Annotated in this window: 21 protein-coding genes; 16 read left to right on the forward strand and 5 right to left on the reverse strand. The window is 73.4% G+C overall.

All coding sequences use genetic code 11. The features are described 5' to 3' along the window. Positions 1-80: 80 nt before the first annotated feature. Entirely contained in the window at positions 81-863 is a 783-nt protein-coding gene (locus ACIBG6_RS15160) for a hypothetical protein (protein ID WP_399223040.1), read from the forward strand. Between the two features lie 10 nt (positions 864-873). Here the strand turns inward: ACIBG6_RS15160 and ACIBG6_RS15165 are convergent, their stop codons facing one another. Further along, positions 874-1,356, reverse strand: coding sequence for a MarR family transcriptional regulator (locus tag ACIBG6_RS15165; protein WP_317599105.1), 483 nt, complete (start codon positions 1,354-1,356; stop codon positions 874-876). 259 nt (positions 1,357-1,615) lie between these two features. Between ACIBG6_RS15165 and ACIBG6_RS15170 the strand changes: the two genes are divergently transcribed. Together ACIBG6_RS15170 and ACIBG6_RS15175 are read left to right on the forward strand one after the other, a co-directional pair. Next, complete coding sequence (locus ACIBG6_RS15170) at positions 1,616-2,446, forward strand: lysozyme (protein ID WP_399223042.1); 831 nt, start codon at positions 1,616-1,618, stop codon at positions 2,444-2,446. Positions 2,447-2,643: 197 nt separating this feature from the next. Next, entirely contained in the window at positions 2,644-3,528 is an 885-nt protein-coding gene (locus tag ACIBG6_RS15175) for a lytic polysaccharide monooxygenase (RefSeq protein ID WP_399223043.1), read from the forward strand. Here the strand turns inward: ACIBG6_RS15175 and ACIBG6_RS15180 are convergent. Beyond that, complete coding sequence (locus tag ACIBG6_RS15180; RefSeq protein ID WP_399223044.1) at positions 3,525-4,139, reverse strand: DUF4240 domain-containing protein; 615 nt, start codon at positions 4,137-4,139, stop codon at positions 3,525-3,527. The genes ACIBG6_RS15175 and ACIBG6_RS15180 overlap by 4 nt on opposite strands. A 123-nt stretch (positions 4,140-4,262) precedes the next feature. Further along, positions 4,263-6,680 carry an endopeptidase La gene (gene lon, locus ACIBG6_RS15185; protein ID WP_399223045.1) on the reverse strand — a complete coding sequence of 806 codons (2,418 nt, stop codon included), beginning with the start codon at positions 6,678-6,680 and terminating at the stop codon, positions 4,263-4,265. Positions 6,681-6,811: 131 nt separating this feature from the next. Here lon and ACIBG6_RS15190 point away from each other — a divergent pair, with 131 nt between their 5' ends. The 7 genes from ACIBG6_RS15190 to ACIBG6_RS15220 all read left to right on the forward strand — a co-directional run bounded on the left by ACIBG6_RS15190 (position 6,812) and on the right by ACIBG6_RS15220 (position 12,738). Beyond that, positions 6,812-7,450 carry a GNAT family N-acetyltransferase gene (locus ACIBG6_RS15190; RefSeq protein ID WP_399223046.1) on the forward strand — a complete coding sequence of 213 codons (639 nt, stop codon included), beginning with the start codon at positions 6,812-6,814 and terminating at the stop codon, positions 7,448-7,450. Positions 7,451-7,494: 44 nt separating this feature from the next. Further along, positions 7,495-8,079 (forward strand): hypothetical protein, encoded by a 585-nt coding sequence (locus ACIBG6_RS15195; RefSeq protein ID WP_399223047.1) that lies wholly within the window; start codon positions 7,495-7,497, stop codon positions 8,077-8,079. A gap of 53 nt (positions 8,080-8,132) precedes the next feature. Then, positions 8,133-8,750: an RNA polymerase sigma factor gene (locus tag ACIBG6_RS15200; protein ID WP_399223048.1), complete on the forward strand. Its 618-nt coding sequence runs from the start codon at positions 8,133-8,135 to the stop codon at positions 8,748-8,750. After that, complete coding sequence (locus tag ACIBG6_RS15205; protein ID WP_399223049.1) at positions 8,747-9,637, forward strand: zf-HC2 domain-containing protein; 891 nt, start codon at positions 8,747-8,749, stop codon at positions 9,635-9,637. Before ACIBG6_RS15200 ends, ACIBG6_RS15205 begins: the two co-directional genes overlap by 4 nt. Then, positions 9,634-10,449 (forward strand): ATP-binding cassette domain-containing protein, encoded by an 816-nt coding sequence (locus ACIBG6_RS15210; protein WP_399223050.1) that lies wholly within the window; start codon positions 9,634-9,636, stop codon positions 10,447-10,449. The genes ACIBG6_RS15205 and ACIBG6_RS15210 overlap by 4 nt, the downstream gene beginning before the upstream one ends. Before the next feature lie 367 nt (positions 10,450-10,816). Further along, on the forward strand, positions 10,817-12,142 hold the full coding sequence (locus ACIBG6_RS15215) for a hypothetical protein (RefSeq protein WP_399223051.1): 1,326 nt from the start codon (positions 10,817-10,819) through the stop codon (positions 12,140-12,142). After that, complete coding sequence (locus ACIBG6_RS15220; RefSeq protein ID WP_399223052.1) at positions 12,139-12,738, forward strand: hypothetical protein; 600 nt, start codon at positions 12,139-12,141, stop codon at positions 12,736-12,738. The genes ACIBG6_RS15215 and ACIBG6_RS15220 overlap by 4 nt, the downstream gene beginning before the upstream one ends. 19 nt (positions 12,739-12,757) lie before the next feature. Here ACIBG6_RS15220 and ACIBG6_RS15225 read toward each other — a convergent pair whose 3' ends face one another. After that, entirely contained in the window at positions 12,758-13,318 is a 561-nt protein-coding gene (locus tag ACIBG6_RS15225) for a TetR/AcrR family transcriptional regulator (protein WP_399223053.1), read from the reverse strand. Positions 13,319-13,453: 135 nt separating this feature from the next. On the opposite strand from ACIBG6_RS15225, the gene ACIBG6_RS15230 reads away from it, so the two are divergent. Continuing rightward, the gene (locus tag ACIBG6_RS15230) at positions 13,454-14,080 is read left to right on the forward strand and encodes a DUF2867 domain-containing protein (RefSeq protein WP_399223054.1); all 627 of its coding nucleotides are present in this window, start codon (positions 13,454-13,456) and stop codon (positions 14,078-14,080) included. Between the two features lie 59 nt (positions 14,081-14,139). Here the strand turns inward: ACIBG6_RS15230 and ACIBG6_RS15235 are convergent, their stop codons facing one another. Further along, positions 14,140-14,781: a TetR/AcrR family transcriptional regulator gene (locus ACIBG6_RS15235; RefSeq protein ID WP_399223055.1), complete on the reverse strand. Its 642-nt coding sequence runs from the start codon at positions 14,779-14,781 to the stop codon at positions 14,140-14,142. 238 nt (positions 14,782-15,019) lie between these two features. On the opposite strand from ACIBG6_RS15235, the gene ACIBG6_RS15240 reads away from it, so the two are divergent. The 5 genes from ACIBG6_RS15240 to ACIBG6_RS15260 all read left to right on the forward strand — a co-directional run bounded on the left by ACIBG6_RS15240 (position 15,020) and on the right by ACIBG6_RS15260 (position 20,693). Then, complete coding sequence (locus ACIBG6_RS15240; protein WP_399223056.1) at positions 15,020-16,765, forward strand: glycoside hydrolase family 3 protein; 1,746 nt, start codon at positions 15,020-15,022, stop codon at positions 16,763-16,765. Positions 16,766-16,935: 170 nt separating this feature from the next. Continuing rightward, a complete protein-coding gene (surE, locus tag ACIBG6_RS15245; protein WP_399223057.1) occupies positions 16,936-17,997 on the forward strand; it encodes a 5'/3'-nucleotidase SurE in 1,062 nt (353 codons plus the stop codon). A 142-nt stretch (positions 17,998-18,139) separates the two neighbouring features. Next, on the forward strand, positions 18,140-18,811 hold the full coding sequence (locus ACIBG6_RS15250; RefSeq protein WP_399223058.1) for a spermidine synthase: 672 nt from the start codon (positions 18,140-18,142) through the stop codon (positions 18,809-18,811). Between the two features lie 71 nt (positions 18,812-18,882). After that, positions 18,883-19,620, forward strand: coding sequence for a response regulator transcription factor (locus ACIBG6_RS15255; protein WP_056644011.1), 738 nt, complete (start codon positions 18,883-18,885; stop codon positions 19,618-19,620). Continuing rightward, positions 19,617-20,693 (forward strand): ATP-binding protein, encoded by a 1,077-nt coding sequence (locus tag ACIBG6_RS15260; protein ID WP_399223059.1) that lies wholly within the window; start codon positions 19,617-19,619, stop codon positions 20,691-20,693. The genes ACIBG6_RS15255 and ACIBG6_RS15260 overlap by 4 nt, the downstream gene beginning before the upstream one ends. Positions 20,694-20,852 lie beyond the last annotated feature (159 nt).

The raw sequence follows: 20,852 nt of genomic DNA on the forward strand, positions 1-20,852 counted from the left end.
CCCGGCGAGTTGGTACAGGCCTTTTCCGGCCGTTTGGAGGTGCCGTGAAGGAGTGTGGCGGGGCGGGCACACTGGGCATCATGCGCAGCGACGTCGCCACCCTCCCCGGCAGCCCCGAACGCCCCAACGAGGACTGGGCAGCCGCAGCTCTGCCCGCCTCGGGCGGCGGCGGGACGGTCGTCCTCCTCGACGGCGTCACGCCACCGGCCGGTGATGACGGTTGTGTGCACACGGTGCCGTGGTTCACCGCTCGCCTTGGCGGGGCTTTGACCGAACTGTCCGCTTCTCGCCCGGACATGCCCCTGTTCGAGATCCTGTCCGTGGCAATCCGGCGCACCGCGGACGCCCACCGGGACACCTGTGACCTTTCTCACGTGCGTACGCCCCAGGCGACCGTGGTCCTCGCGCGCTGGGACGAGGCCTCGGTCGAGCATCTCGTCCTCTCCGACTCCGCCCTCCTCCTGGAGGCGCCGGACGGGTCGGTCCGGGCGGTGCTCGACGACCGGCTCGACCGGGTCCCGGACGAGGTCCTGAGGTCCCTGGCGGCGACGGACCGGCTGCGGAACCGGGAGGGCGGCTTCTTCACGGCGGCGGCCGACCCGTCGGTCGCCGCGCGGGCCGTGACGGGGACGACCCCGCGCGCGGAGGTACGGGCGCTGGCGGCGCTCACGGACGGGGCGAGCCGCTGGGTGGAGCTGTTCGGCGCGGGCGACTGGGCGGAGTGCTTCGGGATCGTGCGCGCGGAGGGGCCGTCGGGCCTGCTGCGGCGGGTGCGGGCGCTGGAGGCGGCGGACGCGGAGGCGGGCGGGGTGCGCCGCTGGAAGCTCCACGACGACGCGACGGCCGTGTACGCGGAGCTGTGAGGTCCGCCCCCTAGCCCTCGGAGCGGACGTTGAAGTGGTGGAGCAGTCGCGCCAGTTCCGCCACCTCGGCGCGGTCCCAGTCGACGAGCTTGCGGACGTACCGCTCGCGCCGGGCGTCCCGGACGTGCCGGAAGCGGTCCCGGCCCTCCTCCGTGAGGCGGACCAGGGACGCGCGCCCGTCGGCGGGGTCGGGGTCGCGGACGACGAGCCCGAGCATTTCGAGCGCGCGCAGCTGGCGGCTCATGGTCGCCTTGCCGACGCCGAAGTACGCGGCGAGTTCGGTGGCCCGCTGGGGGCCGGCGTCGTCGAGGCGCACGAAGAGTCCGTAGGCGGCGGGCTCCAGCTCGGGGTGGACCTCGCGGGCCATCTCGCCGGACTGGGCGCGGGCGCGGCGCAGGAAGACCGCCAGCTCCCGTTCGAGCGCGAGGAATTCCGGGTCCACCCCGGCGGGCGGGACGGCCCGGCCGTCACTTCCCGTACCGCTTCCGTGCACGTCAGCACCTCCCACACGTTCTCCGGCGGCTTCCCGGCGGCCTCTTGCGGCTCCCCGGCGGTTTTCCGGCCGCTGAAAGTTTCTTCCCGTCACGGCGATCGCCGCAGCTCCTTCAGTATTTCGCAGGAGTAGACCAACGGCGGTATCCGGGCCCCCTTCCGCCAGGCGGGTCTACGTGCGTAGCGTCTCTCTCGACTCAGTGACATGTCCACACCAGGATGTGTCGACATCGGTCCCCCACCGCCTTTCGGAGGCACGCATGCGTGTGCACAGATCCGGAACGACCCTCGCCGGGGCCGCCCTCGCGGCGCTGGCCCTCCTCCTTCCCCTCGCCGGCTCCGCCGGTGCCGCCCAGGACCCGGGTACCCGGCAGGTGCCCGCGCGTGGCTCCGCCTCCATGGGTATGGGGGTCCTCAAGCACGACGGGCGCGACGGCGCGCCCGGCGGCATCTCCGTCCAGGCCGTCCAGACGGAAGGCGTGGACGTCTCCGGGCACCAGGGGAACGTCGCCTGGTCCACGCTGTGGAACAGCGGGGTCAAGTGGGCCTACGTCAAGGCGACGGAAGGCACGTACTACAAGAACACCTACTTCACCCAGCAGTACAACGGCTCGTACAACATCGGCATGATCCGGGGCACGTACCACTTCGCCACCCCGGACACGACGACCGGCGCCGCCCAGGCCGACTACTTCGTCAACAACGGCGGCGGCTGGTCGAAGGACGGCAAGACACTGCCGGGCGTCCTCGACATCGAGTGGAACCCGTACGGCGCGACCTGCTACGGCAAGACCCAGGCCGGGATGGTCGCCTGGATCCAGGACTTCGTGAACCGGTACAAGTACCGGACCGGGCGGGACGCCGTCATCTACACGGCGACGAGCTGGTGGAAGCAGTGCACCGGCAACTACGGCGGCTTCGCCTCCACCAACCCGCTGTGGATCGCGCGGTACGCCTCGACCGTGGGTGAACTCCCGGCCGGCTGGCAGTACTACACGATGTGGCAGTACACGTCCTCCGGCCCCACGGTCGGCGACCACAACCACTTCAACGGCGACCTCTCGCGCGTACAGGCGCTCGCCAACGGCTGACCTCTCGCTCTCTGCTTCACGGCGGCTCTCCGGGTGCACGGCACCCCGGGGGCCGCTTCGGCTTTTTCCGCCCACCCCCTTGCCCATTGGTATGGACCAATGCGACGCTCTACGGCGGTCGCACGGAATTCAACTTCCGCGTACCCAGCGCGCGTTGCTCGTCCCGTACTCCCCCACGCACGAGAGAGAGCCCCCGCATGCCCTCGTACCGCCGCACCTCGGCCGTCGCCGCCTCCGCCCTGTCCGCCGCCGCCCTCGTCGGCCTCACCCCCGCCACGGCCGGCGCCCACGGCGCCGTCTTCAACCCCGTGAGCCGGGTGGCGGCCTGTTACGCCGAGGGCCCCGAGACGCCCAAGTCGCAGGTGTGCAAGGACCTCGTCGCCGACTCCGGCACCCAGCCGCTGTACGACTGGAACGAGGTCAACATCGCCAACGCCGATGGGCAGCACCAGGCCCTCATCCCGGACGGCAAGCTCTGCTCGGCGAACCGCGCCAAGTACCGGGCGCTCGACTGGGCGCGCACCGACTGGCCGGCGACGGCGGTCGCGGCGGGCTCCTTCGACTTCAAGGTCCGGGCGACGGCGGCCCACTCGGGCACGATGACGGTCTACATCACCAAGGCGGGCTTCGACCCGACGCAGCCCCTGAAGTGGTCGGACCTGGACGCGACCCCGGTCGCCGTCCACAACACCACCCGCACCGCCACGGACGGCTACTACAACTTCACGGGCACCCTGCCGGCCCGCACCGGCCGCCACATCGTCTACAAGGTGTGGCAGCGCAACGACAGCCCCGAGGCCTTCTACAGCTGCTCGGACGTCACCTTCGGCGGTGCGGCGGCGGCGCAGACCCAGCTGAAGGCCCAGGCCCCGACCGAGGCGAAGATCGCGGCCGGCGCCGACCTGTCCACCGTCAGCCACGCCGGCCACGGCGGCGACGAGCAGGCCCCGGCGCTCTCCGCCGAGACCGCCGGCGCCCCCTCCTCGCCGCTGCCGCTCGCCCTCGCGGGCGCGGGCGCCCTCGCCGCCTTCGCCGGGGGCACCCTGCTCCTGGGCCGGCGCCGGAACCCGTCCGCCTCCTAGGAGCCGGACGCCCCGAGCGGGAAGAGGGCGGTGAGCCGGGGCAGGGCCACCCCCTCCGGCCGGGCACCCCGGTGCTCGCCGCCCTCTTCCCACTCCTCCGCCGACTCGTCGGCCAGTTCCTCGTCGGCCAGTTCCTCCTCGGCCTCCTCGACCGCGTCGAGGAACTCGTCCCCCTCGTCGTCCTCCTGGCCGGTCAGCTCGTCGTACGCGTCCTGGGCGACGTAGTCGAGCTCCTCCCACTCGGGCCACTCGGCGTCGTCCCACTCGTCACGGTGCCGGCCCACGAGGGCCCGGATCCCCGGCACGTCCGTCAGCGCGTCCGGGTCGGCGACGACCGAGTCGTACACCTTCCGCCCCTGCCCCACCAGCCAGAGCGTGAAGTAGTGGAAGCCGTCGTCCGTGCAGCCGCCGCCCTCGACGCGGTTCGCCGCCGTCCACACCGCGCGGGTGTCGGCTCTCTCGCATGCCTTCTCCAGGCGCACCTGGAACGCCACGCACTCGCTCTCCGGACGCCGCACCAGCTCCGCCCGCAGCCACTCCAGCCGCTCGTCCCGGTCACCGGGCCGGCGGCTCAACTCGTCGATGAGAGCCCAGAAGGCGTCGTCGTTCATGCGTACGAGCATGCCAGCCTCGACTGACATCCGGTGACATCCGGGTACCCGACATCCGCGCACGCCGGAGCGGGGTGTCCCCCGATGAGGACACCCCGCTCGCCGCAGAGGAGTTCGGCCCGGTCAGGCGGCGACGGCCACCGGCACCGCCGCCGGAGCCAGCGCGATCTCCAGGACCTGCCGGACGTCGGTCACCGGGTGGACCTCCAGCTTCTCCAGGATCTCGGCCGGGACGTCGTCCAGGTCGGCCTCGTTCCGCTTGGGGATCACGACCGTCGTGATGCCCGCCCGGTGCGCCGCGAGCAGCTTCTGCTTCACGCCGCCGATCGGGAGGACCCGGCCGGTGAGGGACACCTCGCCGGTCATGGCCACGTCCGTACGGACCTGTCGGCCGCTCAGCAGGGACGCGAGGGCGGTCGTCATCGTGACGCCCGCGCTCGGCCCGTCCTTGGGGACCGCGCCGGCCGGGAAGTGGATGTGCACGCCCCGGTCCTTGAGTCCGGTGACGGGCAGCTCCAGCTCCGCGCCGTGCGAGCGGAGGAAGGAGAGCGCGATCCGCGCGGACTCCTTCATCACGTCGCCCAGCTGGCCGGTGAGGGTCAGCCCGGCGGCGCCGGTCTCCGGGTCGGCGAGGGACGCCTCCACGAAGAGGACGTCACCGCCCGCGCCGGTCACCGCGAGCCCGGTGGCGACGCCCGGCACCGCCGTGCGGCGCTCCGCCGGGTCCTGCGCCGACTCCGGCACGTGGTGGGGCCTGCCGATGAGGTCCCGCAGGTCCTCCGGGGTGACCGTGAACGGCAGCTCGCGGTCGCCCAGTTCGTGCTGGGCCGTGACCTTCCGGAGCAGTCGCGCGATGGCGCGCTCCAGGGTGCGGACGCCGGCCTCCCGGGTGTACTCGCCGGCGAGCTTCCGCAGGGAGGCGTCCTCCAGGACGACCTCGCCGGGCTCCAGGCCGGCCCGCTCCAGCTGGCGCGGGAGCAGGTGGTCGCGGGCGATGACGACCTTCTCGTCCTCGGTGTACCCGTCGAGCCTGACGAGCTCCATGCGGTCGAGGAGGGCTTCCGGGATGGCTTCGAGCACGTTGGCCGTGGCCAGGAAGACGACGTCGGAGAGGTCGAGTTCGACCTCCAGGTAGTGGTCGCGGAAGGTGTGGTTCTGCGCGGGGTCGAGGACTTCGAGGAGGGCGGCCGCCGGGTCGCCGCGGAAGTCGGAGCCGACCTTGTCGATCTCGTCGAGCAGGACCACCGGGTTCATGGACCCGGCCTCCTTGATCGCCCGGACGATCCGGCCGGGCAGGGCGCCGACGTAGGTCCGCCGGTGGCCGCGGATCTCGGCCTCGTCGCGGACGCCGCCGAGGGCGACGCGGACGAACTTCCGGCCCATGGCGTGGGCGACGGACTCGCCGAGCGAGGTCTTGCCGACGCCGGGCGGGCCGACGAGGGCGAGGACGGCTCCGCCGCGGCGGCCGCCGACGACGCCGAGGCCGCGCTCGGCCCGCCGCTTGCGCACGGCGAGGTACTCGGTGATCCGCTCCTTCACGTCCTCCAGGCCCGCGTGCTCGGCGTCGAGGATCGCCTGGGCGCCCTGGATGTCGTACTGGTCCTCGGTGCGCTCGCTCCAGGGCAGTTCGAGGACGGTGTCGAGCCAGGTGCGGATCCAGGAGCCCTCCGGGGACTGGTCGCTGGACCGCTCCAGCTTGTCGACCTCCTTGAGGGCCGCCTCACGGACCTTCTCGGGCAGGTCGGCGGCCTCGACGCGGGCCCGGTAGTCGTCGGACTCGTCGGCCGGCGAGTCGGTTCCGTCGCCCAGCTCGCGGAGCTCCTTGCGGACCGCTTCGAGCTGGCGGCGGAGGAGGAACTCGCGCTGCTGCTTGTCGACGCCCTCCTGGACGTCCTTGGCGATGGTCTCGGCGACGTCCTGCTCGGCGAGGTGCTCGCGGAGCTGGGCGGTGGCGAGCTTGAGGCGGGCGACCGGGTCGGCGGTCTCCAGGAGCTCGACCTTCTGCTCGACGGTGAGGAAGGGCGAGTAGCCGGAGTTGTCGGCGAGGGCGCCGACGCCGTCGATCTGCTGGACGCGGTCGACGACCTGCCAGGCGCCGCGCTTCTTCAGCCAGCTGGTGGCCAGCGCCTTGTACTCCCTGACCAGCTCGGTCACGGAGCCGGGCAGCGGATCGGGCAGGGTCTCCTCGACGGCGCTGCCCTCGACCCACAGGGCGCCGCCGGGTCCGGTCGTACCGGCGCCGATGCGTACGCGGCCGACGGCGCGGATCAGCGCGCCGGGGTCGCCGTCGGACAGGCGCCCCACCTGCTCGACGGTGCCGAGGACACCGGTCCCGGCGTAGGTCCCGTCGACGCGGGGCACGAGCAGCACCCGCGGTTTGCCGCCACCGGGGCGGGCGGCGGCCTGGGCGGCCTCGACGGCGGCCCGTACGTCGTTGTCGGACAGGTCCAGCGGCACCACCATTCCGGGCAGCACGACCTCGTCGTCGAGCGGCAGCACAGGCAGAGTGAGCGGCGCGGACGCCGTAGACGCAGAAGCCATGATCTCCCCTTCGGCAGTCAAGTTGAGCTGTACGGACTCAATGCACGTGAGCCCAGGAATGTTCCCCGACAGCAGTTCGCTCTGAGCGATCACTCTCGCGCAGGACCGTGAGCTGCCGGTGTAATGCCTCCATGGATATGGGAGCTATTACCTCTGCCTGGGTGGCCGGCTGGACCGTCTCCCGGGAGACGCCGCCCGCCGTCGCCGAGCCCTGGGGCTACCGGATCGACGTCGGTCTGCCCCGGCACGTCGTACGCCACGTGCTGCCCGCCCCCGACGCGGCCTCCGTCGGGGCGCTCTGCGAGCGGCTCACCGCGCCGTACAGCTGGCTCAAGGTGATGGCGACCCCGGAGGAGGTGGCGCCGTGGATCACCGAGGGGTGGACGGTCCCCGACGACCCGGGCTTCATGATGGTCAAGCCGCTGGACCCCGGGGCCCGCCCCGCGCCGCCCGAGGGGTACGCGCGGACCACCGAGGTCCGGGACGGGGTCATCCGGGTCCGCGTCCTCGCCCCGGACGGCACCCTCGCCGCGCGCGGCCAGATCGCCCCGACCGGCTCCACCGCCGTCGCCGACCAGATCGAGACGGACCCCGCGCACCGGCGGCGCGGCCTCGGCGCGAACGTCATGCGCACCCTGGAGGCGGCCGCCGCGCAGGCCGGTGCCGAGACCGGCGTCCTGTCTGCGACCACGGACGGCCTCGCACTGTACGACTCCCTCGACTGGCGCTACCGCGGGCCCCTCACCGGGATCGTCCGGTCGGGAACCTGACCGTCCGGCTGCGCGGGCCGCCTCCTACGGGGCATGCTCGATCCATGGTGCGAGGCCGAGGTGTACGGGGGAAGTGGTGCGGGGCCCTGCTGCTGGCGGCGGTCCTGGCCGGCGGCGCGAGCGCCTGCGGGCCGGAGACGCCACCGGCACCGGGCGGACCGGCGTCGGGCGGTCCTACGTCGGAGGTGAGCACCTCCCCTACGGCCGAGCCGACCCGTACGGCTGACGCGAGCGCGACCACCACCGCGACCGCGACCACCACCGCTCCCCCTGGCGAGCCCCAGCCCGGTGAGGTCCTCGTCGAGGTGGTCGTCAACGGCGGCCTCGCCGGGGTCCGCAATCAGCTCGTCGTCCACTACGACGGCAGCTGGACCAGCCGCTCCGGGACGAAGCCGCCGCGGACCGGGCAGCAGACGCCCGCCGAGGTCGCCGAACTGCGGGCCGCCCTGGAGGACCCGGCGTACGCGCACGTCCCGAACCGGCCCACCGGAAGCCCGATCGCCGACGGGTTCCAGTACTTCATCACGTACCGCCACCGCCTCGTCGTCTCGGGCGACGGCGAACGCCCGCCGGCCCTCCAGCGCGTCTTCGCCGCCCTGCCGGAGGGCGGGCCGCCGACCAGCCCGTGAGTGCGTCGGGCCCGCCGTGAACCGAACCGGGGTCCGTGCGCGATAGAGAGGGCGTGAGACTGTTGCGCCCCTCAGGGGCAGGCCCCACAGGGGGAGACGAGGACGACGACGCGGCGCTCCTGCGTGCCGTCGCCCGCGGGGACACCGAGGCGCTCGCCGTCCTCTACGACCGGCACGCGGGCTGGCTGCACGCCCGCCTCGCCCGCCGCTGCCCGGACGAGGAGACCGTACGGGAGGTCCTCCAGGACACCTTCGTCACGGTCTGGCGCTCGGCCGGCGGCCACCGCGGCCGGGGCGAGGCCGGCGGCTGGCTCTGGGTGATCGCCGCCCGGCGGCTCGTCGACGCCCAGCGCGCCCGGGCCCGTACCGAACGCACCGAACGGGCCGTCGTCGCGGCCGCGCCGCCGGAGCCCGCGGCCCCCGCGCCCTCCGCCGAGGACCGCGTGCTCGCGGGCCTGGAGTACGGGGAGGTGGGCGCCGCCCTCGACCGGATCTCGCCCGAGCTCGCCGAGGTCCTGCGGGCGACCGTCGTCGACGGTCTGACGACCCGCGAGACCGCCCGGCTGCTCGGCATCCCCGAGGGCACCGTCAAGACCCGCGCCCTGCGTGCCCGCCGCGAACTGCGCGCCGCCCTCGGCGCCGGCCCGTACCCCCTGGGAGGCACCGCATGACGTCCCCCCGACCCGCCTCCGACTGGCACGTCACCGACGCGCTGGCCCTCCGGTACGCGGAGGGCTCGGCCCCCGAGACGGACGCCTGGTCCCTGGAGAAGCACGTCGAGTCCTGCTCCCCCTGCGCGTGCCGCGTCTCGGCCGCCGTCCGCGCCGGAGCGGCGGGGCCCGCCCTGGCCGCCGTACGGGCGGAGCTCCTGACGGCCGTGGGACACCGGCCGGCCGTCGCACCGGCGGCCACGGCGAGCCCCCTCGGGCGGGGGGCGCGGCTCTGGTGGGCCGCCGGGCCGGCCCTGCGCGGCTCCTGGGTCGTGGCCGTGGCGCTCGTCCTGGGCGGCGCCTTCGCCCTGGCCTACGGCGCCGGGTTCCAGGGCGCGCGGTCCATGCTGCTCGCCCTCTCCCCGGTCCTGCCGCTCGGCGGGGTCGCCGTCTCGTACGGACGCCACGCCGACCCCCTGTACGAGATCACCGCCGCCACCCCGTCCGGCGGGCTGCGGCTGCTCCTCACGCGTACCGCCGCCGTGCTCGCCGTCTGTGTGCCGCTGCTGACCCTGGGCGGGTCGCTGCTGCCGCCGGTGGCCGGCTTCCCGGGGGTGGCCGCCTGGCTGCTGCCGGGGCTCGCGCTGACCCTGGCGACCCTCGCGCTGGGTTCGTTCGTCGGCTGCCGGGCGGCGGCCGCGACCCTCGCCGGCGGGTGGCTGCTCGCCGTGACGGGCCCGCTCCTCGGGCCGCCGGACGTGGGGGCCGCCGGGACGGCCGGCGCCGACGCACTCGCCCTGTACTTCTCCGGCCCAGTGGCACAGGGGAGCTGGGCCGCCGCGGCAGTCGCCTGCGCGGCCCTCCTCGTGCTGCGGCGCCGCTCCTTCGACCACTTGGAGACCCGGTGAACCAGCCCGCCACGGTCGCGGTGTCCGGACTGACCGTCCGGCACCGCCGTACCGTCGCCCTCGACGCGCTCGACCTGTCCTTCGCCCCCGGCGTCCACGGCCTGCTCGGCCCGAACGGCGCCGGGAAGACCTCCCTCATCCGGGTCCTCGCGACCGTCGCCGCGCCTGCCTCCGGGCGGGTGGAGCTCCTCGGCCGGGACGTCGGGAGCCACGGTGAACGCACCGCGATCCGGCGCCGGCTCGGCTACCTGCCGCAGGAGTTCGGCTACTACCCGGGGTTCACGGTCCGGGAGTTCGTCGCGTACGTGGCCTGGCTGAAGGAGGTGCCGGCGGACCGGGCCGCGGCCGCCGTGGAGCGGGCCGTCGAGCGCGTCGGGCTCGCCGACCGGATCGACGCGCGGATGAAGACGCTGTCGGGCGGCATGGTCCGGCGTGCGGGCATCGCCCAGGCCGTCGTGAACGAACCGGAGCTGCTGCTGCTCGACGAACCGACGGCCGGCCTCGACCCGGAGCAGCGGGTCGACTTCCGCGCGCTGCTGCGCGAGCTCGGCACGGAGGCGACGGTGGTGGTCTCCACGCACCTGGTGGAGGACGTCGCCGCGGCGTGCACCGAGGTCGCCCTGATCGAGGCGGGGCGACTCGCCTTCCGCGGCTCGACCGCCGAACTCGCCGCGCTCGGCGGCGAGTCGGCTGATCCCGGCGACACGACGACGAACGCGATCGAGCGCGGCTACACGGCCGCCCTCCGCGCCCACCGCGAGCGCCCCGTCGCGCCCGGCACCGGGCAGCGCGTAAAGGAGCGGCTCCGATGACCACGCCACCCGTCTTCGGACCACGCACAGGCGCCTCAGCGATGACGGCGCGTGCACCCGGCCCGTACGCAAGCGCCTCGGCGACGGCGGGGCCCGCGCCCCGCCCGTACGCGAACGCATCCACGACCAAGGCGCCCACCCCCGGCCCGCGCGCAAGCGCCTCAGCGATGACGGGGCCCGTACCCGGCCCGTACGCGGACGCTTCCACTGCCTCGGCACCCACCCCCGGCCCGCGCGCCTCCCTGATGGCGGGGCCCACCCCCGGACCACACGCCTCCCTGATGGCGGGGCCCACCCCCGGACCACACGCCGGCGCCTCCCCGGCCGCCGCCTCGCCCGCCCCGGCCCTCCCGAAGGAGCCGCTTCGATGACCGCGACCCTCACCCCGCCCCGTTCGGAGCGGCCGGCGCCCGTGCGGGCGCCCGCCCCGCTCCGAACCGAGCTGCGGCGCGGCCTCGGTCCCTGGGCCGGTGCCGCGGTCGCGCTCACCGTCCTGGTGACGATGTACGGCAAGGCGCCCGAATGGCAGGGCCGTTGGGCCGATACGACCAATCTGCTGCACATCGCCGCCGGACTGCTCTGCGGGCCCCTCGCACTCGCGGCGGGCTGCTGGCAGGGCGGCCGGGACCGGCGGCGCGGGACGACGGAGCTGTGGGAGTCCGTGCCCCGCTCCCCGCTGCGCCGCCTCCTGGTCTCGGTCGGCCCGTCCGCGTTCTGGCCGGCCGCCGGGCTGCTGCTCGCCGACGCCGTCTGCCTCCTCGCCACCTGGCCGTACGTCTCCGCGGGGCGCCCGTACGTCGAACTCCTCGTCGCCGACGCGGTCGCCGTCGCCGCCCTGGGTGCGCTCGGCCATCTCGCCGGGCGGGTCGTCCCGTGGCGGCTGACGGCCCCGCTGCTCGGGATCGTCGGGTACGTCGTCCTCGGGCTCGCCGCCTACACGACGGGCCCCGCGCGCTGGCTGAGCCCGGCGGGCGAGCACCAGTTCTCCTGGGACCGGCCGGTGTGGTGGTTCGGTCCGGCGTCGATGGCGTGGACAGCGGGGCTCGCGCTCGCCGCGCTCCTCGCGTACGGGCTGCGCCCGGCCCGCCTCCGGGTGCTCGCCCTGGTCCCGCTGGCGGTCGCGGTCGGCGCCGCGGCGCTGATCCTGCGGCTGCCGGCGGACGAGGGCCCGTGGCGCTCGGACCCGGCCCTGTCCCGGCAGGTCTGCGACGACGGCTCGCCGCAGGTGTGCGTGACGGCGGTGGACGAGGGGCTGCTGCCCGACATCTCGGCCGCTCTCGCCCCGCTGAGCGCGCGCCTCAAGGGGGTGCCCGGTGCGCCGGTCCGCTGGGTGAGCGGCCTGGGCGGACCCGCCCTGCCCGGGGACGTCGCGCTGCCCGCCGTCGGGCAGGACGCGGTACGCGGCCGGCTCGCCCACCCCGATCTGTACCTCAACTCGGCCGTGAACTGGCTGTTCTCGGACTCCTGCGAGCCCGGCGACGGCGCGGGTCCGAACGCCGAGCGGGCGAGTCAGGTCAACCTCGCCGTGATCGAGTGGCTGGCCCCGACCCCGGCCGGCTACGGCCCCGACACCGCCGGCGCCCAGCCCTACATCGACCGACTGAAGGCCAAGTCCCTGACCGAGCAGCGGGATTACCTCACCCGATTCCTGGCCGCGAACACCTGCCACCCGGACGAGGTGCCGATCCCGTGAGGCACTACGTGCGCTCCCGCGGCCTGCCCGGCGCGCTGGCCGCGCTGCTCGGCACGGCGGCGGCCGCCGCCTGGGCGGCCTGGTGGCTGGTGTCGCTGCCGGACTTCGACCACACGGCACGGCTGCCGGTCGTGGTCCTCGGCCCGCTGCTCGCGGCGGGGGTCATCGGGACGAGCCTGTACACGCCGAGCGACGAGCTGGACCGTACGGCGGTACGGGCCTGGTGGCCCCGCCGTCTCGCGCACGTCCTCGCGCCGACCGCGCTGGCCGTGGTCCTGCTCGCGCTCGGGGTGCCGGGGCACGCGGAGGAGTTCGGCGCGCCCGCCGCCGTACGCAACACCCTGGGCCTGGTGGGCCTGGCAGCGGCCGCCGCCACCCTCGTCGGCGCCCGGCTGAGCTGGCTGCCGCCGACCTTCTACGCCGGCGTGGTCTATCTGGCGGCCCCCTCCGGCACGGACGGCAGCGCGGCCTGGTGGGCCTGGGTGACGCGCCCCGGCCCGGAGGGCGAGGCGTGGGCGGTCGCCGCCGTCGCCTTCGCGGCGGGCACGGCGCTGTACGCGTGGCGCGGCTCCCGCCGTACGACCGGCGAGGGCTGACCCCGGGGCGCCGGCGCTCCTACCTGAGCAGCCAGTCCCTCGTGAGCTCCATCATCTCCGCGGGCGTGCGCCCGCCGTGGTCGACCGCCATGAAGCGGTCGGCCACGCGCAGGGAGAAGACGATCAGACAGCGCACCTCGACGTCGTCCTCGTCGGCGCAGAAGTCCCGGAAGAGCGAACGCAGGTATTCCATGCGCCGGTTGTCGGTGCGGCGGAGGCGTTCGGCGACGGTCTCGTCGCGCCGGGCCCAGTCGCGGACGGCGAGGTCGACGGTGAGCCCGGTGACCGGCCCGTCGGCGACGTGGTGGACGAAGTCGAAGAGCCGGGCGAGTTTGGCGCGCCCCTCTCCCCCGCCGCTCTCGATCCGCTCGATGACCGCGTCCGCGACCTCACGCTCCCAGGTGTCGAGCATCTCGGCGAGCAGGGCGTCGCGGTTGGCGAAGTACCCGTAGAAGCCGCCCTTGCTGACGCCGAGGGCCTGGGCCAGCGGTTCGATCCGTACGGCCTCCGGGCCGCCCTCGGCGAGCGCGCGGAGGCCCTCCTCGATCCACCGGCCCCGCGGTGTGCGGATCGCGCCCATGGTGTGTCCCTCCTCACCTCGCCACTCCTCCACCCGACTATACGGTGCCGTACAGACGGGTCTACGCTTGATCTATACGCCACCGTATACACACGGTGCAGGCGTAGGAATCGACGGAGGAACAGGGGTACGACCATGAAACTCCCCCGCACCGCGCACACCTCCCGCCCGTGGCGGATCCACGAGGTCGCCCGGGACTTCCAGATCGAGGACGTGTGGGAGCTGCCCGTCACGGGCGGACCGGAGGAACTCGACCGCCTGGTACGACAGTTCTCGAACGGCGACGACGCCGCGCTCTCCGCCCCCGTGGTCCGCACGCTCTTCGCGATCCGCTGGAAGCTGGGGGCGCTGCTCGGCTGGGACAAGGCCGACGCCGGCCTCGACGGGCGCGTGGGCTCCCTCCGGGAGCGACTGCCGGAGGACCTGCGCGCGGGGGCGCGCGGGCCCGATCTCCAGGCCGTGCCGTTCACGTCCGTCTACCAGACGCACGACGAGTGGGTGGCGGAGAGCGCCAACCGGACCGTGCACGCGGTGATGCACATCGCCTGGGTCGCGGACCCCGCCCCCGGTGAGCCCGACCGTCACCGTGCGCGGATGGCCGTCCTGGTGAAGCCCAACGGCCTGCTCGGCGCCGTCTACATGGTGGGGATCAAGCCCTTCCGGCATCTGGGCGTGTACCCGAGGCTGCTGGGCGCGATCGGTCGCGAGTGGGAGGCGGGGAAGGCCAAGGAGGCGGGCGAAGCCAAGGAGGCGGCCGCCTGACGAAAACCTGGCGCCGACCTGGCGGCGGCCTGGCGGCGGCCTGACGGAGAAAGCCCCCGTCACCCCCGCGGCGCCGCCATCTCCGCGTACTGCCACGCCAGGAAGGACCGGACGCGCGCGGGCATGTCCATCGACTCCGGGTCCAGGGCCCACTGGATCTGCAGGCCGTCCATGACGGCGATGTGCTCCTGGCCGACGGCCCGGCAGTCGATGCCGGCGCGCAGCTCCCCGCGCCGCACGGCCTCCTCCAGGAGGTCGACCGTGTGCTGGAGCACGCGCGCGTAGCGCTCCTTGAAGTACCGGTGGGCGGGGTGGCCGACATTGCCGGACTCGCCCACCAGGACGTTGTACATCCGGACGATGCCGGGGCGCCGGGTGTTCTCCTCGATCAGCGCGACCACGGTCTCCAGGTAGGCCGCGTACGAGTCCGGCGTGACGCTGAACAGGCGCTCCACGTCGTGCTGTTCGCTCTGCCCGAGGACCGAGAGGAGCAGGTCCTCCTTGCTGCGGAAGTGGTGCAGCAGTCCGCCCTGGGTGATCCCGCAGTCGTTGGCGATCCGGGCGAGCGAGGAGGCGTGGAAGCCGTACCGCCCGAAGTGCTCGACGGCGGTGTCCAGGATCTTCTGACGGCGCGCGTCTCCGACCGCGTAGCTGCCCCGGCCTGCGGTTTTGCGGGGCGTCGGTTCCTTCTTCTCCGGCATGCGCCCCACCCTAGCCGGGGCCGAATCCCCTCCCGGAGAAGGCCCTTGGACCTGTGATCCAGGACACATTCCAGAAACCTAGTGGTCACTCGGTTTTCACGCTTAGCCTGACGTCGTCGAAGGCCGACACCGCTGTCGGCCCGTGCTCGGGCTGATGGTCGCCGTCCTGACCCCGGTGATGGTCACCCTCGCCGGCAAGTAGTCCGGCAATCCGGTCACGCAAGCAGGGACGTACGAGATGCACCCCTACCAGGACGCCACCCGCCCCGTCGACGAGCGCGTGGAGGACCTCCTCGCCCGGATGACCCCGGAGGAGAAGGCCGGCCAGCTCTTCCACGACATGCTGATGATGAACCCCGACGGCACCCCGGTGACCGACACGGACGGTTCGATGCTGCCGCGCACCACCCCCGAGCTCATCGAGGACCGGAAGCTCACCCACTTCAACCTCCTCGGCACCTACGGCGCCCGCGAGATGGCGCTCTGGCACAACGCGATCCAGGAGATGGCCGCGGGCACCCGCCTCGGCATCCCGGTCTCGCTCTCCACCGACCCGCGCCACGCCTTCACCGACAACATCGGCGCCTCCTTCAACGCCGGCGCCTTCTCCGCCTGGCCCGAGGCCCTCGGCCTCGCCGCCATCGGCGACCCCGAGCTGGTCTTCGCCTTCGCCGACACGGTCCGCCGCGAGTACCGCTCCGTCGGCTTCCGTACGGCGCTCCACCCGCAGATCGACCTCGCGACCGAGCCCCGCTGGTCCCGCCAGTCCGGCACCTTCGGCTCCGACGCGAAGCTGACGGGCGAGCTGGTGGAGGCGTACGTCCGCGGTCTCCAGGGCGAGAGCCTCGGCAAGGACTCGGTGGCCGCGATGGTCAAGCACTTCCCCGGCGGCGGCCCGCAGAAGGACGGCGAGGACCCGCACTTCCCGCACGGCAAGGAGCAGGTCTACCCGGGCGGGATGCGGGAGCACCACCTGGAGCCGTTCAAGCACGCGATCGCGGCCGGCTGCGCGCAGATGATGCCGTACTACGGCCAGCCGATCGGCACCGACTGGGAAGAGGTCGGCTTCGGCTTCAACAAGGGCGTCATCACGGGCCTGCTGCGCGAGGAGCTCGGCTACACCGGCATCGTCTGCACCGACTGGGGCCTGCTCACGGACGCGGCGATCTTCGGCGAGACGCACGAGGCGCGGGCCTGGGGCGTCGAGCACCTGAGCGTGGCCGAGCGGACGGCGAAGGCCCTTGACGCGGGCGTGGACCAGTTCGGCGGCGAGCAGTGCACCGAGGTGATCGTGGAGCTGATGGCCTCGGGCCGGATCTCCGAGGCCCGCGTCGACGCGTCCGTACGACGCCTGCTGCGCGAGAAGTTCGTCCTCGGGCTCTTCGACGAGCGCCGGTACGTCGACCCGGACGAGGCCGCGGAGACCGTCGGCCGCGCCGACTTCACGGCCGCGGGCGCCGCCGCCCAGCGCCGCTCCCTCACCGTCCTCACCGACGGCCCGCTCCCCCTGTCGGGACGGCCGAAACTGTACGTGGAGAACGTCGACCCGGCGGTCGTCGCGGAGTACGGCGACGTCGTCGCCGACCCGGCCGAGGCCGACCTCGCGGTGCTGCGGCTGCGCACCCCGTACGAGGAGCGGCCGAACCTCTTCGAGTCCTTCTTCCACTCCGGCTCGCTCGCCTTCGCCGAGCCCGAGCTGACCCGCGTCCTGGGCCTGCTCGCCGCCGTGCCGACGGTCGTCTGCGTCAACCTGGAGCGGCCGGCGGTCCTGCCGGAGATCGCCGAGCGGGCGGCGGCGCTGATCGCCGACTTCGGCGCGAGCGACGAGGCCCTGCTCGACGTGGTCTTCGGGCGGGCGAAGGCCGAGGGGCGGCTGCCCTTCGAGCTGCCGCGCTCGATGGCGGCGGTGGAGGCGGCCCGTCCGGACGTACCGAACGACACGGCGGACCCGGTCTTCGCCCACGGCCACGGGCTCTCCCTGTAGGACGCACCACCCATAGACCGCGGGGTACCCGAACGACCCCGCGCACGATCCGGGGCCTGCCCTCCCCCTAGGACTTCGTCCTGGGGGGACCCCCAGGGCCGGGCCCCGGATCTTCACCTGCCCGGATCCCCACCCCCCTGCCCGCATGTCATGCACCTGAAAGGTTCTCCATGCGCAAGTACGTCGCCCTGTCCGCAGCGGCCACCATGCTCGTCAGCCTGGGCGCCACCGCCTACGCCACCACGGACACCACCTCCGGCTCCCGGCCGCTCGCCGGGATGCGGATCCTGATCTCCAACGACGACTCCATGCAGGCCGCGAAGGCGAGCAACTCCGACGGCCTCGGCCTGTACGAGCTCCGCCGCGCGATGTGCGCCGCCGGCGCCGACGTCGTCGTGATGGCCCCCTGGCAGGTCCAGTCCGGCAAGGGCACCGCCGTCACCAACGGCGGCGCCGTCACCGCCCAGCGCCGCACCGCCCTGCCCGCCGGGTACGAGAACGACTGCGCGGGCGCCCCCGCGCGGGGCGCGGTCTACGGCGTCTGCCTCTCCGACGGCCCCTGTACGAAGGACTCCGCGAGCGCCACCCCCGCCGACACCGTCAAGCTCGCGCTGCGCGGCGGCCTCAGAGCCAAGGCCGGCTGGACCGAGGCCCCCGACCTCGTCCTCACCGGCATCAACTCCGGCCCCAACATCTCCGCCAGCGTCAACGACTCCGGCACCGTCGGCGCCGCAGTCGCCGCCATCGACCAGGAGGTCCCGGCCCTCGCCTTCTCCTCCTCGGGCGACGCCACCAACACCTCCTTCCCGCGTGTCAACTACCGCGCCCACGCCGAGTTCGGCGCCCGACTCGTCGCCGGTCTGAAGCAGCGTGGGCTGCTCACCTCGAAGTTCGCCCTCAAGGTCGACTACCCCGACGTCAGCGCCGGCGCACTGGCCAAGGCCCCGGTCTGGACGCGCGTCGGCGACGGGGCGATCGTCTACCACGCGTTCGAACAGCGCGGGGACGGCGACACCTTCGACATCGCGCTCGGCCTCTGCCCGTTCGACGGCAGCGGCGAGGGCGAGTGCGCCGAGGGCCGGAAGGACGCCGACTCCACCTGGCTGCTCGACAAGGGCCACGTCACGATCGCCCCGATCACCTGGGACCGCACGTACGGCACCCCGGTCGACGCCCGCCGCGAGCTGAACCGGATCGAGCGGTTCGTCAGGCACGAGGCCCCGCGCCCGTAACCCCGTAACCCCGTAACCCCGTAGCCCGGGCAACCCCCGTAACCCGGTAACCGCGCGACTCCGTTAAGTGTTTGTCCCGGCCGCCCCGCCCCCGCGAGGATGGCCGGGACCGACTGCCGAGCCGAGAGCGGAGTGACCGACGTTGACCAGCGCCGTGACCCTCGACCGCCGCGAAGGACCGTACGGAGAAGTGGTGCTGCGCCGGCGGGCCGAGCACTTCGAGATCATCGCCAACGGCACCTTCCTGATGGACACCTCCGACGGGCGCTCCGAGCGGCTCCTCGTCGACGCGGCCCTGGCCGCCCTGCCCGAGGAGTCCCGCTCCGGCGCCTCCGTCCTCGTCGGCGGTCTCGGCGTCGGCTTCTCCCTCGCGCACGCGGCGGCCGACCCGCGCTGGGGCCGGATCGCCGTAGCCGAGCGTGAGGGCGCGATCATCGACTGGCACCGGGAGGGGCCGCTCTCCGCGATCTCCGGGAGCGCGCTGGCCGATCCGAGGACCGTGATCCTGCACACGGACCTGGTGACCTACCTCCGCACCTCGTCCGACACCTACGACGCCCTCTGTCTGGACATCGACAACGGGCCGGACTGGACGGTCACCGAGGACAACGAAACCCTGTACTCGACCGAGGGGTTGGCGGCCTGCAGGGCCCGCCTGAACCCCGGCGGCGTCCTCGCCGTATGGTCCGCGCGACCCTCGGTCGATTTCGAAGACTCGTTGCGGAATGCCGGATTCAGCGGGGTACGGACCGAAGAGATCCCCGTTGCCCGGGGAGTCCCCGATGCGGTCCACCTCGCCGTCCGCCCCCGATAACTCCTGGATAGCCGGGACACCACCCGTACCTCTAGGCTGCTGCACCGACATCGGCGACGCGAGGCGGGGCAATGGAGCAGACACACACCACTCACCACGGTGCGGCGGCCACTCCCGGGGCCCAGCGGCGGGTGCTCGTGGTCGAGGACGACGCGACGATCGTCGAGGCGATCTCCGCGCGGCTGCGTGCCGAGGGGTTCCTCGTGCAGACCGCGACGGACGGCCCGGCGGCCGTCGACGCCGCCGAGGCCTGGCAACCGGACCTGATGGTCCTGGACGTGATGCTCCCGGGCTTCGACGGTCTGGAGGTGTGCCGACGGGTCCAGGCGCAGCGCCCGGTGCCCGTCCTCATGCTCACGGCCCGGGACGACGAGACCGACATGCTGGTCGGGCTCGGGGTCGGAGCGGACGACTACATGACGAAGCCGTTCTCGATGCGGGAGCTCGCCGCCCGGGTGCACGTCCTGCTGCGCCGGGTCGAGCGGGCCGCGCTGGCGGCCGTCACCCCGCGCAGCGGGATCCTGCGCCTCGGCGAGCTGGAGATCGACCACGCGCAGCGCCGGGTCCGGGTGCGTTCCGAGGACGTGCACCTGACGCCGACCGAGTTCGACCTGCTGGTCTGTCTGGCGAGCACCCCGAGGGCGGTCCTCTCGCGCGAGCAGCTCCTCGCCGAGGTGTGGGACTGGGCGGACGCCTCCGGCACGCGGACCGTGGACAGCCACATCAAGGCGCTGCGCCGGAAGATCGGGGCCGAGCGCATCCGTACGGTCCATGGCGTGGGGTACGCGCTGGAGACCCCGGCGCCGTGAGCCGGCGGCCGGGGAGGCGGATCGTCATCTCGATCAAGACCAAGCTGGGGGCCCTGGTCGTCGGCGCGGTCCTGCTGACCTCGTGCCTCGCCCTGGTGGCGATCCGCACCTCCACCGAGTTCCGGTACATCACGATCTTCGCGATGATCGCGACGCTGCTGATCACCCAGTTCGTGGCGCAGTCGCTGACGGCTCCGCTCGACGAGATGACCACGGTGGCCGGTTCGATCTCGCGCGGCGACTTCAGCCGCCGGGTGCGGGGCGCGGACCGGCGGGACGAGCTGGGCGACCTCGCGTCGACGATCAACCGCATGGCGGACGACCTGGAGGCCGTCGACCGGCACCGCAAGGAGCTGGTCGCCAATGTCTCGCACGAGCTGCGCACCCCGATCGCCGCGCTCCGGGCCGTCCTGGAGAACGTCGTGGACGGGGTGTCCGAGGCCGATCCGGAGACGATGCGCTCGGCGCTGAAGCAGACGGAGCGGCTGGGCCGGCTGGTGGAGACGCTGTTGGACCTGTCACGTCTTGACAACGGTGTCGTCACGCTGAAGGCAAGCCGCTTCGAGGTCTGGCCGTACCTCTCGGGCGTGCTGCGGGAGGCGAACCTCGCCGCGTCCCAGCGCGGCATGTTCTCCACGTCGGGGCTGCACAACCGTACGGACGTGCATCTGCACCTGGACGTGTCGCCGCCCGAGCTGGTCGCCCACGCGGACGCGGAGCGGCTCCACCAGGTGATGGCCAACCTGATCGACAACGCGGTGAAGCACTCGCCGCCGCACGGCCGGGTCACGGTCCGGGCCCGGCGCGGCCCGTATCCGGACTCGCTGGAGCTGGAGGTCGAGGACGAGGGCCCCGGCATCCCGGAGTCGGAGCGGCACAAGGTCTTCGAGCGGTTCAACCGCGGCACGGCGGCGCACCGGCAGGGTCCGGGCAGCGACGGCGGCACCGGCCTCGGGCTCGCGATCGCCCGCTGGGCCGTGGATCTGCACGGTGGCGGGATCGGCGTGGCCGAATCGTCACGCGGCTGCCGGATCCGAGTCACTCTTCCGGGCAGCCTTCCACCGAGAGATTGACGTAGGGTTCGAACCGGAAGAGCACGTTCTGCGTGTACGTGAGCGGGACCTGCGTGCACGTGAACGGGGTGCGATCAGGGATGCGGTCGAAGAGGGCCGCGCCCCCGCTTTTCCGTACCCTCACACGTACGGAACCCCGCTTGTTTCCCGCCATTCATG

The sequence above is a fragment of the Streptomyces sp. NPDC050842 genome (assembly GCF_044456565.1).
Classification (GTDB): Bacteria; Actinomycetota; Actinomycetes; order Streptomycetales; family Streptomycetaceae; genus Streptomyces.